This window comes from Candidatus Neomarinimicrobiota bacterium, assembly GCA_036476315.1.
Taxonomy (GTDB): domain Bacteria; phylum Fidelibacterota; class Marinisomatia; order Marinisomatales; family S15-B10; genus JAZGBI01.
Genome location: JAZGBI010000096.1, coordinates 20,056 through 34,880 on the forward strand (window position 1 = coordinate 20,056; position 14,825 = coordinate 34,880).

Here is a 14,825-nt window from a genome sequence, read left to right on the forward strand (position 1 = left end):
ACTAGAATTTGTATTTCCGGCGGTACTTCAGGTGCGCGTCACCATTCTCATCGTACGTCACAACCAGAGACACGTTCCTGTTCAGACGGTATTCCACGCCCACCTGACGTTCAGACAGGGAGAAACTTTGCTTGTAGCTGAGATAGAGGCTTGATGAAAACCGGGTACCTAGTTTTACCGATCCGTCACCTCCCCCGGACCGATCAAGCAATGAAGAGGACCCCTCAATTTCGAATTCGTCCAGGAGGGGTGTTGCACCTACTACACTTCTTTCAACACCTCTTTCAAATTCACTTTCCAGATACCTTCCCAGGAGGTTAGCCGATTGAGCGCCAAGATCTTCTCGTGACAGGCCTTGTTCGTCAAAACGTTTTTGAATGGTGAGCAGCTGAAGAAGATCACTCTGGGAATAGAAGTTCTCGCTGTCTTCAATGGTGACAATCGGTTCCTCAAAATCGCCCGCTAGTGTCACTTCAATTTCGATCCCGGAGATTTCGGTGGTTGCCTGGATATCCATTTTGGGATTGAACTCAGTCGGATCAAACATGAGGTGCCCGGCTTGAATATCGAAAACGTCAGAATAGTAATAGAACTTACCTGACAGGACATTCAGTTCACCTGAATATCGATAGGGCCCGCTGCCCAACTTGAAGATGGACATGTCGCCTTCCAGTTCAGCGTCGATCTGACTGTTTCGGATGTAGAGATTATCTGCAATAGGGAAATGAAGCTTGTATCGTGAAACTGTTTTCCCCTCATACGTCATGTCTTCATACCTGCCCTGGCCACCAAACTCGATTCTCAACACCGATTCGTGAGGGACAATATCTCCAACGATATTAATCGTATCCTTGCCCGTGATGGACACATCAAGATCGGCAATTCCTTCAATTTCCCCCAGGAGAGTCCTTACGTAGACATCCTGGCCTGTAATGAGAAACGCAAGATTCGGACGGAAGAACTGTTTCATATCCATGCTTCCGGTCACGCGAATGTTGGATGGACGCTCTTCTTTCTCATTTCCAAAGAGCATTCCCCCCGAGGCCCGGGAAAGATTTGATTTTAGCAGTTCGGCCCAGCTTATTTCAGGTGGCATATGGCTGGCCGCGATAAGGTCCTCTATGATAAACTTGTTGTTTTCGATGACGGCACTGCCTGTAACATGATCAATTGGAGAGTCAAGCGTCAGGAGATAGATCTTTCCATCATTTATCCTGATCGTCCCGTTCCGAATCGGTTTGCGAGGAGTTCCTTCAATACTCAACTCGATTTCCATATCTCCCGTGATTGAATCGACATTGGAGAGATAGGGAGTCAGTAAGTCCAGGCTCGAAGTGCGGGAGGCAAAACGCATGGATATTGGGTCAACCGTTATGAAACGCTCCTCCCCCTCCCTGACCAGGGCAAGGTCCAAGGGAAGATAGCCTTCACCGGAGTAGCGGCCGGTCTTTGTAAGCCCGACCAGGTCCTCGAAATAGAGCCGGCGGTCTGTGTATCGACCTGAGCCTGATATGGATTCAGCGCGAATTCTACTCAGCCGCGGTTTTCTTACGGAGAATTCGAATATCACCTCGGGAGAGCGTGCTACCCCCGACATGACAAAACTGCCAGTAGCCGCACCGCTCAGTCGCCACCTGTCCACCAGACGCCCCGGAAGGATGCTCAGCTCGAAATTCCTGAAGTCGCTCGAGAATTCCACGTCGCTGTCCGGATCCACTGCATAGACACGACTCGCTTCATCAGCCCGGACCCCGCAGAATCCAGACAGTTCCAGACTGACATTATTCGAACCCGTCAATCGCAACTCTTTGACAGACAATATATCGTCCTCGAGACTACCAGTGAACAGCAGATTGCTGAATTCCAGTTCCTGGAGCATTCCATCCTTAATTTCGAAGCTTCCTCCCAATCTGAGATGATCTCCCACCGTGGCAGCCGAGAATTCAGCAAACGCCGCGCCTGTCAGGGAAGCATCCCTGTTAAGAACCGACCAGAGAGACCCGAGATCCAGATTGACAATGCTGAGAGAGCCGGACTGGAGCTTACCTCCGCGGTAGACATAGGAAATATTGGCGGAACCGTCACGCATGTGAAAGGTGGCGGGCTCGAGAATCGATCCGTCAGACAGACGATGGAATGCCACCTGCCCCAGGTTTGTGACATATTCGTCCCTGAAGGAGAGCTGCATCTGATCAATAACAAAAGATTCGGTGCCTACAATCTTCCCGGACAATTTCAGATAGTCGCCGTCGCCCTCCAGTATCGCGTTTGCCACTCTGACGGTATCGGCCTGGAAATGGACGTTGATTTCACCTTTGTCAAACATGTGGCCGAAAAGACTACCTTGCTCTACGACTGCGTTCAGGTAACCGTTCTTGTGTGGCACAGAGTTAATGCGAAAATAAACGTTTGCAGACGAAACGGTCGCATGACTATGCTCACCGTTTTCGACGATGAGCCGACCTTCGACCAAGGGGTCTCTGAAATAGCCCGAAACATCCACCTCTCCTCGCACACTTCCTTCCAGTTGATTTAGACCGAAAACGGACCCCGCGGATCTCAGGTCAAGATTATCAGCCGTGAGAGATGCCGTCACCCTTTCCCTGTTCAAGTCAATTTGTCCTGAAGCCAAAACATGTCCGTAGCCGAAATCTACAAGAAGAGAATCGGGAAATTTCAGCTGCCTGTTTCCGTAGCTTACTTTCCCCGTGACTTTGACGAATCGATCGCTGCCCTCCTTCCCGTTCTGCAACGCCACACTCGCCATCGCCTCATCAACCTTTCCGGAACCAACAGAAGCCCAAAGCTGAACGGAACCGCGAATATTGGTGGTCCCTACAGCCAGGCCAAACTCTTCCAAATCAAGATGATCTACCTGAAAATCAGCCGTCACCGTGCTGTCACCACGGAGCACCCCACCGCCTGTGAGTTCGAAAGAGCCGGATCTCACCACTATATCCTCAAGCCTGAAACCACCGTCCAGTTTCAAAAGGTCCAAGCTGACCTCCCCAAGAAGGTTCTGATCTTCTGATCCATAGAGGGTGGCATGGGCCCTGGCAGAAGTCATGTCCGCGGCAATTTGCAGCGTTATGTCAACCTGGTCCCATGGCAATAGTCTCGAAAGTCCTTCACCGAGATACTCATGCGGGGCAATGCCCAGGACTGTCAATTCCCCTTCAATCGCCTTCTCCGGCACAAGGGTGAACCGGGCATCCAGAAAGTAGCGGGTCCCCGCCACTGTTCCCCTGACCGCTCGAGCGGCGATTTGAGTGTCCGAAAGCCTGATCTGCCCCTCCGAGACAACTGTGATCGTCCTCGTCTGAAGATCAGTTATTTGAAGTGGGCTAGGGGAGACTACCAGGAATCCCTCCTGGGAGGCAATCTCGCCCTTTAGATCGACGGCATAAAGACGCTCGACAGTCTCCTCCTTGACAATAACCGACGTCTCTCTTATGTCCAATTCGCGGATTCCAAAGTGCTTATTCAACAGCTTTTCAACGAAGGCAAGCTCCTCGGATTCCTGGTTCTTGTCGCGTTCCACGGTGATCAATGCGTTCTTCCAGGCGAGCTTACTGATGGCCCAATTCCCCGCCAACATCCGGGAAAAATCGAAGTTTATCACTGTGTTTTGACTGAAGACTGAAACAGATCCATCCGTCCTCCTGAGATACAGATTCTCGAGAACAATGTCAGAGGCAAACTGGCCTTCCATGGATTCTACCGACAACACCCAACCGTTCTCCTCCAGGATGTTTTCGTTCAGATAATCGACAATCTCCCTTGACCACCGGCTGGGTCTCAGGAGGATAAAGAGGATACTCCCCACCGCCAGAGAGAGAATTAGGGCAAGAACGATCCCTGTTTTGAACTTCTTACTCATTGTGTCCTTAAAACAAATTTAAGGCATGCAAGTTCCAAATACAAAAAGACGGAGAACATAACTCCGCCTTCTCCAGGTGCGAATCGCGACGTCTCAGTCGACTACCTCGAAATCGGCGTCCTCAACTTCTCCGTCGCCATCTCCTTTTGGACCTTCCGTTTTCGCCTTCTCTTTCTTAGGCTCCTCGGTTTTGGCGCTGGCGTACATCTTGTTTGCTATCTCATTCCAGACTTTGTTGAGTTCCTCACTGGAGGAACGGATATCCTCACTGTTCCCCCCGGCGTTCGCTTTCTTCAGTTTTTCCACGGACTCCTGGAGTTGTTTTTTGTCATCATCAGTCAGTTTTTCATCAAATTCTTTCAGATTCTTTTCGGTTTGATAGACAAGTTGGTCCGCCTGGTTCTTCAGATCCACTTCTTCCCGCTTCTGCTTGTCCTCCTGTTCATGTTTTTTTGCATCGTCCACCATCTTGTCAATCTCTTCAGAGGTAAGGCCACTTGAAGCCTCAATCCGGATAGTCTGTTCCTTTCCCGTCGCCTTATCTTTGGCGTTTACATCCAGGATACCGTTGGCGTCAATGTCAAATGTCACCTCGATTTGAGGAACACCTCGTTGCGCCGGGGGAATGCCTTCGAGGTGGAACCGTCCAATCGTCTTGTTGTAAACGGCCATCTCACGCTCACCTTGGAGAACATGAATCTCTACCGACGTCTGGCTATCCGCTGCTGTTGAGAAGATCTGGCTCTTTCTCGTGGGTATGGTGGTATTTCTTTCTATCAACCTTGTCGAGACGCCTCCGAGCGTTTCGATTCCCAACGAGAGCGGCGTAACGTCGAGGAGGAGGATGTCCTCAACATCTCCCGCCAGAATGCCTCCCTGGATGCCCGCTCCCATGGCCACAACTTCATCGGGATTCACCCCCTTGCTGGGTTCCTTCCCAAAGATCTTTTTCACCGTTTCCTGCACCTTGGGTATCCTGGTTGAACCACCCACAAGCAGTACCTCATTGATGTCATCAGCCGTCAGTCCGGCGTCCTTCAGCGCCTGGACGCAGGGTTCTTTTGTCCTTTCAATAAGGTGGTCCACAAGCTCCTCGAATTTCGCCCTTGTGAGCGCAATATTGAGATGCCTGGGGCCGGCGGAATCCGCCGTAATGAATGGAAGATTGATATCTGTTTTTGTGGAACTGGATAGTTCCTTCTTGGCACTTTCGGCAGCTTCCCTCAACCGCTGAAGAGCCATGGCATCTTTGCGCAGGTCGATTCCATCTGACTTCTTGAATTCATCTGCGATCCAGTCCAGAACCTCCTGGTCCAGGTCATCTCCGCCCAAGTGTCCGTCTCCGTTACTGGCGTTTACTTCGATCGATTTTTCACCATCGATTTCCATGAGATCGAGAATGGAAATATCGAATGTTCCGCCGCCTAAGTCGAAAACAGCCACTTTCTGATCTTTTTTCTTGTCCAATCCGTAGGCCAGTGCGGCGGCCGTAGGTTCGTTGATGATGCGACGAACCGTCATGCCCGCTATCTTGCCCGCATCCTTGGTCGCCTGTCGCTGAGAATCGTTAAAATAGGCGGGGACCGTAATGATAGCCTCTTTTATGGATTCACCTAGGTAATCTTCAGCAGTTTGACGGAGTTTTTGAAGGATCATGGCACTGACTTCCGGTGGACTGTGAACCTTACCGCCGGCGAAGATCTCCACGCCTCCTCTCTTCCCTTTTTTCACTTCAAAGGGAACTTCCGACATTTCAGTACCGACTTCATCGAATTCCCTTCCCATGAAACGCTTGATGGAATAGACCGTGTTCTTCGGATTTGTAACCGCCTGTCGTTTTGCAGGCTGACCGATCAAACGTTCTCCATCCTTCGTGAATGCCACAACGGATGGTGTGGTTCGACCCCCCTCTGGATTTGTGATCACCTTCGGTTCGCCCCCCTCCAGTATGGCCACGCAAGAATTCGTTGTTCCCAGATCAATGCCGATAATCTTCGCCATATCGCAAATTCCTTTCTATCTTGATCCATTCATCAGGCTAAGCATCTCCAGATAGTCTCCCGTATGAAACCAAATGCATGAGTTGAACTTTCGCTCGACACGTTATGTTACAAAATCTATGCCACGACAGGCGATCTGATGAAGTGGCATAGAAAGGATTATTCTGAGGAAATACTAGGACTTGTTGTCAGACTTCGTCGTCTTCCGCGCGGGCGGCTTCTTCTCAGGTGAGGACGAGGTCCTCTTGGTGCTGCGGGAACTGGCTCTTCTGAACACGAAACTGTCTTCCTTCCCATCAACCCTGATCGTATCTCCCGAAGAAAACTGACCTCTTAGAATTTTTTCTGAAAGGGGTCCCTCTATGGCGGTCTGAATTTTCCTCCTCAAGGGTCTTGCCCCAAACTCATCGCTAAATCCCAGGCTTAGCAGGAGTTCTTTTGCCTTCCGGGTGACATTGAGCTTCATATTCTGTGCCTTCAGGTTTTCCATCAGATCCTGCAGCTGCAAATCGACAATCTTGAGCACACTCTCTTTCGATAGATTGTTGAATACGATGATCTCATCGATTCGATTGAGAAACTCGGGATTAAAAAGCTCCTTCATTTCATCCAGGACCTTCGATTTCATGGAGTCATACGTCGCCTCGGATGAGACATCTCCGAAACCGTAGGTCCCGATTTGTCCGAATCTTCTCGTCCCTATATTGGAGGTCATAATGATGATCGTATTCCTGAAATCGACCCTTCTTCCCATACTGTCTGTGAGGACTCCCTCGTCGAGCAATTGAAGGAGAATATTGAATACATCGCGGTGAGCTTTTTCAATCTCATCGAAGAGAACCACCGAATATGGAAATCGTCGTACCCTTTCGGTCAGTTCTCCCCCCTCGTCATAGCCCACGTAGCCGGGAGGCGCACCGATGAGGCGTGAGACGGAAAACCTCTCCATATACTCTGACATGTCAATCTTGATGAGCGATTCCTCATGCGAAAAAAGATGACTCGCCAGCACTTTGGCGGTTTCCGTCTTTCCAACGCCTGTGGGACCCAAAAAGAAGAATGCTCCGATAGGCCTGCGCGGGTCCTTCAATCCGGCCCGAGCCCGCTGGATCGATTTGGTCAGGCTGCCGATTGCCTCATCCTGCCCGATGATGAACTCGGTGAGACTTTCATTCATTTTGAGCAGTTTCTCAGATTCCGTCGCCGCGACTTGCGAAATGGGAATGCTCGTCATCATGGAAACGACATCTGCGATATCGTCACTGGTAATGGTGGACGCGTTCTTCGATTCTTCCTTTTCCCACTTCTTCTTGGAAGCCTCCAACTTCATCAGGAGGTTTCGCTCCTTGTCGCGGAGATTTGCGGCTTTTTCAAATTGCTGATTTGAAATGACTTCCTCTTTTTGGGCTCGCACCTGTTCGATTTTCAATTCCAACTCAACGACCAGATCGGGAACTCTAAGATTCAGAAGATGCATTCTTGCACCAGCTTCATCCAACACATCGATGGCCTTATCAGGAAGGTACTTATCTGTGATATAACGATTGCTCAATTCGACACACGACTTGATAGCCTCGTCCACATATTTCACATTGTGATGCCGCTCGTATCGTGTCCGCAGTCCTTCAAGGATCTTGACCGATTCCTCAACTGTGGGAGGAGGAATCATCACCTTCTGGAACCTTCTTTCAAGAGCGCCATCCTTTTCAACGTACTTCCTGTACTCATCCAGAGTTGTGGCACCGATACAGCGAATTTCGCCACGCGAGAGTGCCGGCTTGAACATGTTGGAAGCATCCAGTGACCCTGACGCACTACCTGCGCCAACCAGCGTGTGGAGTTCATCAATAAACAACACGATATTATCCGAGGCTTCCAGTTCCGCCATAATTGCCTTCATCCGCTCCTCAAACTGACCCCGGTATTTCGTCCCTGCTACGATGGCCGCCAGATCGAGAGCCACAATACGCCTGTTGTGAAGAAGCCGCGGTACATTCCTGTCGGAGATCTTTTGAGCGAGTCCCTCGGCTATGGCGGTTTTTCCCACACCCGGCTCCCCTATGAGGACAGGATTATTCTTCTTTCTGCGGCAGAGAATCTGGGCAATGCGCTCTATCTCCTCCTCTCGACCGATGACGGGATCGAGGAGTCCCTGCTTGGCGAGCACGGTGATGTCCCGGCTGAAATGATCCAGAGCAGGCGTTTTCGACTTCTTTGAGGAAGGAGAGACTTTAACGGCTGATTTCGGGTCGAACGCTTCCTCTTTCAGATGTTCCAGCACGGCTTTGTGCTCCACCGCAAAGGCACTCAACACTTCGTATGCGACTCCTTCACTCTCGTTGAGGATGGCCAGCAATAGATGATAATCGTCTGCCACTGATGAGCCCATTTTCGATGCTTCAGTGAAAGTATTTCGCAGTATTCGCTCCGCACGCCGCGTCAGGGGAAGATGACCCAGCGTCATCGTTCCACCTGCAGGCTTCACCATGTCCTCGATCATGACCCTTATCTCCTCAAGGTCGCATCCTAAGGCCTGAAGAACCTGAATGGACTTCCCTGAGCCTTCCCGGATAATGCCGAGAAGCAAATGCTCAGACCCGACATAACTGTGTCCAAGCTGGATAGCCTCCTCCTTGGCAAATTTCATGATAATCTGAACTCTCTTGGAGAAATTTCCCTTCATAGCCATCCCTGACTCCCCCTCAATTTACCCACGACAGGCTGCTTATTCAACTCGGATTTCGTCCTGGACCCGTAATTCGCCATCGGTCAGTATAAGATTATTCTCACACTCGGAAGCCACAACAGGGTTATGGGTAACAATCAGATATCCCTGCCTCTCCACATTGACAAGGTGTTTCATCATGTCCATGACAGTTCTGCCTGAATCCTGGTCCAGATTCCCGGTAGGTTCGTCTGCCAGGACAAGCCTCGGATGATTCACAAGTGCTCGGAGAACGGCAACCCTCTGCCGCTCTCCTCCTGAAATCGCCCTCGGTTTGTGATCCTTACGTTGCCCCAAATTCACTTCCGCCAACAACTCCACTCCTCTTTTTGAAGCATCCTCCCGGGACACACCTGCTACGAGCTGAGGAATCATCAAGTTTTCGAGAACAGTAAACTCAGGCAGTAAGTGATGGAATTGAAACACAAAGCCGATAGTTTTGTTTCGAAGTTTGGATAGATGAGTATCTTTGAGATCCGAAACTCGATGTTCAGTAATCCAGAGTTCACCTGAATCAGGTCTGTCCAGAGTACCCAGAATATTGAGCAGCGTCGATTTGCCACACCCGGAAGGACCCGCAACAGACACGAGCTCCCCCTCATCCACGGAAAGATTAACGTCCCGAAGGACAAGGAGTGGACCGTCGCCGGTGGGATAACTCTTCGAGATGTGTTCAGCCCTGAGAATCATTTCTCAAACTGTATCGCTTCCGTGGGCAACAGCCTGCCCGCGACCTTTGCCGGGTAGACGACACACAGACCAATCAAGATGGCGACCAACAAAATAATGATAATCAGATCTTGCCAGAATAGCAACACGGGAAGCGATTTGACAAAATAGATGTCTTCTGGCAGCGATAGGATTCCCCAGCGTCGCTGTACAAAAACGAGGAACAGACCCAGAATCGAACCAGCGCTTAGCCCAAGGCCCCCGATGAGCAACCCCTGAAAACTGAAAATCCTTCGTATTCGATGCCTAGATGCACCAAGAGTCCGAAGAATTCCAATCTCCCTCACCTTTTCCATGACAAGCATGAGGAGAGTGGAAGCTATGTTGAAGGAAGCTACGAGGATGATGAGACTCAACACAACGATACTCCCGAGCTTCTCCATTCGCATTGCTGCAAAAAGAGTTTCATGGAGCTCTTTCCATGACATCAGTCGTATATTCTTGGGAAGCCTTGGAACAAGACTTGCCATCACGTTCCCGGTGGCCGAATTGTTGATCAACCTCACGTCCACGCCATCAAAAATGGCATGTTTTCCGAACAGTTGCCTGCCCGCCTCCAGCGGTATGAAGCAATATCTGTCATCAAAGTTCAACAGGTTCGTCTGGTAGACAGAAGCTATCCTCACTTTGATCATGGGTGGAAAACCCAGGTAGACCTGGGTGTTGGTGGGGTTCACGAGGCGAAGGGTATCACCGGCCTCTACTCCCAGGCGATCGGCAATCCCTCTTCCCAGATGAGCCATGGGCAGGTTTCCAGTCCCCACGACGGTTTGCGAACCACCGATTCTGTAGACTTCCGTGAACAGGGAATCCTCCACCGCCTTTATCCAGATCAGGGATCGGGCTTCTCCCGCCACGGCAATCCCCTTCCTCTCGAGAAAGAAGGAATAGGCGTCCACTTGCTCAATCTCCCTCAGCAGGTCGTTGAGCCTGACCCTGTCTGTCTCCCTGGGGGTGGAGACCAGCAGACGGATGTCGGTTTCAAACCCGACGATTTTGTCGCGGATTCCCTTTTCAAATCCGTTGAGGACGGCAATGGAGAGGATGAGGGCGAGGCAGCCGATGGCCACGCCAACAATGGAAACAAGTCCGCTCCAGGAGATAAATCCAACCTCCTTCCTGGATACAAGAAGTTTTCGTGCAATCCAGAAATTCAGTCCTGTCATTCGTACCTCACTGCCTCCCCAGGCAGAATGCAAGATGCTTTCCAGGAAGGGTACAAGGTCGCTCCCAGAGCGAGCAGAAAAGCTATCGCTCCCACTGTGACAAAATGAATGACTTCAAAAAGTATGGGTAGCTCTTTCATGAAGTAAACGTCTTCAGGAATCCGCAGAATTCCGTACTTCATCTGGAGGAGGCCCAGAACGAGAGCGAGAACCTCACCCAGCAATGCGCCAACTAAGCCCACAACCCCTCCCTCCAGAACAAAGAGACCCGATATACCCCGCCTTGAGTAACCCATCGCCCGTAGCACACCAATATCCCGTACCTTTTCCATGACGATCATGGTGAGGGATGATGTAATATTGATGATTGCCACGAGGGCGGTGAGGGCAAAGATGATCGTGATGGGATATTTTTGAACCGATAGCCAGGCGAAAAGATCATGATGACGGTCCTTCCACGTGGATGGGAAATAGGGGTATCCCGCCAGTTGATTCAGTTTATCAGCCACGGGGGCGGCACTCTGGGCGCTCTCCAACTTGAGTATCTCCCCCGTTATCTTGTCGTCATAGCCGACAAGCTGTTGAGCGCTGGTAATGTCCATATACACAATGGTTTCGTCGTATTCCCTGAGCCCCGTTTTGTAGGTGCCTGCCACGTAAAACTGGCCCAATCTGGGAGGTTTCCCCAACGAACCGATGGTACTCAGGTCAAAGAGAACTACCCGGTTCCCCGTGGAAAGACCGAGTTTTTCCGCAAGAGCGGACCCCACCACTATCCCGGAATAACCGTCCTCATTCTCCTGGAAGTGGAACTCACCTGACAACAGAAGATCGGGTGTGCCGAAAACAGATTTTGCCTTTTTGGCAGAAATCCCCTCAAGAAACACTCCCTCCGTTTTCAAACCATAACGCAAGACAGCCGAGTGATGAACGTATGGAGCACGGTCCAGGATCTCCGGAATCCTCCTCATGACGGAATCCAGCAGGGAATTCGTTGCGGGCAAGGGGCCGCCAAGATAGCTCTTCAACCGAATGTGTCCGTCGAAACTGATGATCTTTTCTTGAATCTGGCGTTCGAATCCGTTGAGGATACTCAAAGTCAAGATGAGGACACACACGCCTATGGCGAGGCCGGCGATGGAAAGGTACCCGATAACCGTGATAAAGCTAAAATCGTGTCTCGACTTTAGGTGCCGGGCTGCGATGAACGGAAGGGAAGACATGGTCACTCATGGGTCTGGGGACGCATGGCGGGAAACAGGATTACATCCTTGATGGAACGCTGTCCCGTGAGGAGCATGACCAGCCGGTCGATTCCAATTCCCACACCACCCGTAGGGGGCATTCCTGTTTCCAGGGCCTGTAAGAAATCTTCATCCATAGTTTGAGCCTCTCTGTACCCCCGCCTTTTCAATCTGGATTGATTCTCCAGCCGCTCGCGCTGATCGATGGGGTCGTTGAGCTCGGAAAAGGCGTTGGCCAATTCATGACCATTGATGAAAAGCTCAAACCTCTCCACGAGGGCAGAATTCCCATCCCTCCGAACCTTGGCCAGAGGTGAAATCACCTTCGGGTAGTCGATGACAAAAGTTGGTGAAATTAATTTGGGTTCTGTGAGTTCGCGCATCATGATTTCATAGATGCGACCAAGATGCGAATTTTCCTCCAGCTCGATGCCGAGTCGGTCGCATGCCTTCCTGAGTTGTCTCTCGTTCATGTCAAACACGTCCTCACCCACAGCCCCATTCAGCAGTTCCATGTAGGAAATCCGGCGGTAGGGTGGAGCCAGATCGATTTTTTCCTCCCCCCGCGAAAGGGATGACATGTCCACAGACTCTGCCGCCTTTTGGATCAGCTTTTCGGTGAAGTCCATCAAGAAATTATAGTCCACGTACGCCACGTAGAATTCAAGCATGGTGAACTCCGGATTGTGGTTCCGGTCCATTCCCTCGTTCCGAAAGACTTTTGACAGCTCGTAAACCCGGTCAAATCCTCCGATTATGAGTCGCTTGAGATAAAGCTCATCCGCGATCCGGAGATAAAGCTCTTGATCGAGCGTCCTGTGTCGAGTCTTGAATGGCGAGGCGAAGGCCCCACCATACAGAGGCTGCAGCACCGGTGTTTCCACTTCAACAAATCCTTTGTCATCGAGAAAATCACGGACGGTACGTACAATCCTGGCCCTCTTTATGAAAGTATCTTTGACATGTGGGTTGACAATCAGATCAAGGTAGCGCCTGCGATAGCGCTGCTCCTTATCGGTGAAGGAGTGGAACACAGTACCGTCTTTTTCCTTCATTCCGGGAAGAGGCCGCAGACTTTTTGACAGCAGGATCAACTGGTTCGCGGAGATGCTGATCTCCCGCGTCTTGGTGGCAAATACAGCACCCTCAACACCCACGATATCCCCAATATCCAATTGCTTCAGAAGCTCATATGTCTTCTCGCTGAGATTGTCCCGTTTCGAATAGATCTGAATCTTTCCATCTTGATCCTGAATATGAAAAAATGATGCTTTTCCCATTCTTCGCATGGAGACGATTCTTCCTGCCACCGTGACTTTTTTCCCATCCATCCCGTCGAAATCCGCAAGAATCTGGTGCGACTTATGGGTAACTTCGAGAGAATAGGGGTATGGATTCACGCCCAGAGAACGGACGGCGTCCAGTTTTTCCTTACGGAATTCTATGATCTGATGAAGGCTTTTTTCTTTTTGACGGACCACCGTTGACGGATATTTCTGGTCAGTTGGCCGGGTTAGTGACGAAATTCCTCCGTCGGGAGGCCTGCTGAAGGAGATAGGCCCGGATAAACGGATCCAGATACCCATCAAGGACCTTCTTTATGTCGCCGACTTCCGTGTTCGTCCGATGATCCTTCACCATAGCGTAAGGGTGGAAAACATACGAACGAATTTGACTCCCCCAACCGATGTCCTTTTTTTGACTTTCCAGCTCCTTGATGGATTCCTCCTGCTCCTGACGCCTCAGTTGATACAGTCTCGATTTCAATATTTTCATGGCGGTGGCTTTGTTCTTGTGCTGGGATCGTTCATTCTGACATTGGACAACGGTACCTGTCGGGATATGGGTGATTCGAACCGCTGAATCCGTCTTATTCACATGCTGGCCTCCGGCACCGCTCGCCCGGTATGTGTCAATCCGCAAATCGTCAGTTTTGATATCGATCTCAATTTTGTCATCCAGGAACGGGTAGATGAACACAGAAGCGAAGGAAGTATGGCGGCGGCTTGACGCATCGAAGGGCGAAATTCTTACCAACCGGTGAACACCCGCTTCGGCTTTCAACTGGCCATGGGCATAATCGCCCCTCACCTCAATCGTCACATCTTTGATTCCCGCTTCGTCTCCTGGCTGAAAATCGATGACATCGTATTTGAATCCCTGATTGCCAATCCACCTCACATACATGCGGTATAACATATCGGCCCAGTCCTGAGACTCGGTCCCCCCCGCACCCGGGTGGATGGTCAGGATGGCATCTCCGGCGTCCTCCTTGTCCCTCATTGTCACCCTGAGCTCGATACGGTTGACAGTTTCCTTGAAAAGAGACACTTCCTCAGCAACCTCGGAGAGAAGGGAGGACTCCTTCATCTCCTCCTCTTCATCAAGAAGATCCAACAGCACCTCCACATCATCCCGTTTGCGCTCGGCTTCATCCCACAGCGAAAGTTCATTTTCGATGGCGGAAATCTTTTTCAGGATGGACTGGGCGGAGGAAGGATCATTCCAAAAATCTTCCTCTACGGTCTTCGGCCTTAGATCGGATAGAATTGACTTGAGGGGGGCAGGGTCAAAGATACCCCCGCAGGTCTCGGTATCTTTTTTCTGTCGACTGAAACTGTTCTCTTAGTTCAGAAGAGTCCATTTTTCCCATTAGAATTCAAGTACAAAGTTAACCATTCAAGGAACGAAACACAACTGACGCCATATTAGTCATTCGTGACGCGTGAGATCAATTGATTATTGACTATTGATAATTGAATAATGAAAAATGGATTAGTGGAGAGATGTTCCGAAGAAACTCCTTTGACCCGTAGGGTCTCCTACGGAGGAGGATAAATGATACGTGCCTGCCCGCCGTAATGGAATGTAGGCGGGATGCGTAATTCGTGGTCATTGGTTAGTGGATCCTGGATGCTTGATACTGGATACTAGATACTGGATACTTGCTACTTGATCCTCGATACTTGATCCTTGCCACTTGGGTGAAATCAGGACATGGTTTACACTTTAGTGTCAAGACATAGTTTACACTATTCATGAAGCACTCATGCCTTTTCCCATGTCTTCATTTATGGTGGA

The 14,825-nt window shown here is 50.4% G+C and carries 8 protein-coding genes; all 8 read right to left on the reverse strand.

Annotated elements, in window-relative coordinates; translation table 11 throughout:
- Window position 1: 1 nt before the first annotated feature.
- The 8 genes from V3U24_09615 to prfB all read right to left on the reverse strand — a co-directional run bounded on the left by V3U24_09615 (window position 2) and on the right by prfB (window position 14,388).
- The gene (locus V3U24_09615; GenBank protein MEE9167697.1) at window positions 2-3,880 is read right to left on the reverse strand and encodes a translocation/assembly module TamB domain-containing protein; all 3,879 of its coding nucleotides are present in this window, start codon (window positions 3,878-3,880) and stop codon (window positions 2-4) included.
- Window positions 3,881-3,973: 93 nt separating this feature from the next.
- A complete protein-coding gene (gene dnaK / locus V3U24_09620) occupies window positions 3,974-5,881 on the reverse strand; it encodes a molecular chaperone DnaK (protein MEE9167698.1) in 1,908 nt (635 codons plus the stop codon).
- 174 nt (window positions 5,882-6,055) lie between these two features.
- The gene (locus V3U24_09625) at window positions 6,056-8,527 is read right to left on the reverse strand and encodes an ATP-dependent Clp protease ATP-binding subunit (GenBank protein MEE9167699.1); all 2,472 of its coding nucleotides are present in this window, start codon (window positions 8,525-8,527) and stop codon (window positions 6,056-6,058) included.
- A 78-nt stretch (window positions 8,528-8,605) separates the two neighbouring features.
- On the reverse strand, window positions 8,606-9,295 hold the full coding sequence (locus V3U24_09630; GenBank protein MEE9167700.1) for an ABC transporter ATP-binding protein: 690 nt from the start codon (window positions 9,293-9,295) through the stop codon (window positions 8,606-8,608).
- Window positions 9,292-10,500: an FtsX-like permease family protein gene (locus V3U24_09635; protein MEE9167701.1), complete on the reverse strand. Its 1,209-nt coding sequence runs from the start codon at window positions 10,498-10,500 to the stop codon at window positions 9,292-9,294. Before V3U24_09635 ends, V3U24_09630 begins: the two co-directional genes overlap by 4 nt.
- Window positions 10,497-11,723, reverse strand: coding sequence for an ABC transporter permease (locus V3U24_09640; GenBank protein MEE9167702.1), 1,227 nt, complete (start codon window positions 11,721-11,723; stop codon window positions 10,497-10,499). The genes V3U24_09635 and V3U24_09640 overlap by 4 nt, the downstream gene beginning before the upstream one ends.
- 2 nt (window positions 11,724-11,725) lie before the next feature.
- Window positions 11,726-13,225 carry a lysine--tRNA ligase gene (gene lysS / locus V3U24_09645; protein ID MEE9167703.1) on the reverse strand — a complete coding sequence of 500 codons (1,500 nt, stop codon included), beginning with the start codon at window positions 13,223-13,225 and terminating at the stop codon, window positions 11,726-11,728.
- A gap of 19 nt (window positions 13,226-13,244) precedes the next feature.
- Window positions 13,245-14,388 (reverse strand): peptide chain release factor 2 gene (gene prfB / locus V3U24_09650; protein MEE9167704.1). Its coding sequence is split into 2 segments (ribosomal slippage): window positions 13,245-14,315 and window positions 14,317-14,388, totalling 1,143 coding nucleotides; the frame shifts between segments, so codons are not numbered across the junction.
- Window positions 14,389-14,825 lie beyond the last annotated feature (437 nt).

Excerpts from the sequence above, each read along its gene's own strand:
- V3U24_09630 (MEE9167700.1), bottom strand. The coding sequence starts at position 9,295 with ATGATTCTCAGGGCTGAACACATCTCGAAGAGTTATCCCACCGGCGAC.
- V3U24_09615 (MEE9167697.1), bottom strand. The coding sequence starts at position 3,880 with ATGAGTAAGAAGTTCAAAACAGGGATCGTTCTTGCCCTAATTCTCTCT.
- V3U24_09640 (MEE9167702.1), bottom strand. The coding sequence starts at position 11,723 with ATGTCTTCCCTTCCGTTCATCGCAGCCCGGCACCTAAAGTCGAGACAC.
- V3U24_09635 (MEE9167701.1), bottom strand. The coding sequence starts at position 10,500 with ATGACAGGACTGAATTTCTGGATTGCACGAAAACTTCTTGTATCCAGG.
- dnaK (MEE9167698.1), bottom strand. The coding sequence starts at position 5,881 with ATGGCGAAGATTATCGGCATTGATCTGGGAACAACGAATTCTTGCGTG.
- V3U24_09625 (MEE9167699.1), bottom strand. The coding sequence starts at position 8,527 with ATGAAATTTGCCAAGGAGGAGGCTATCCAGCTTGGACACAGTTATGTC.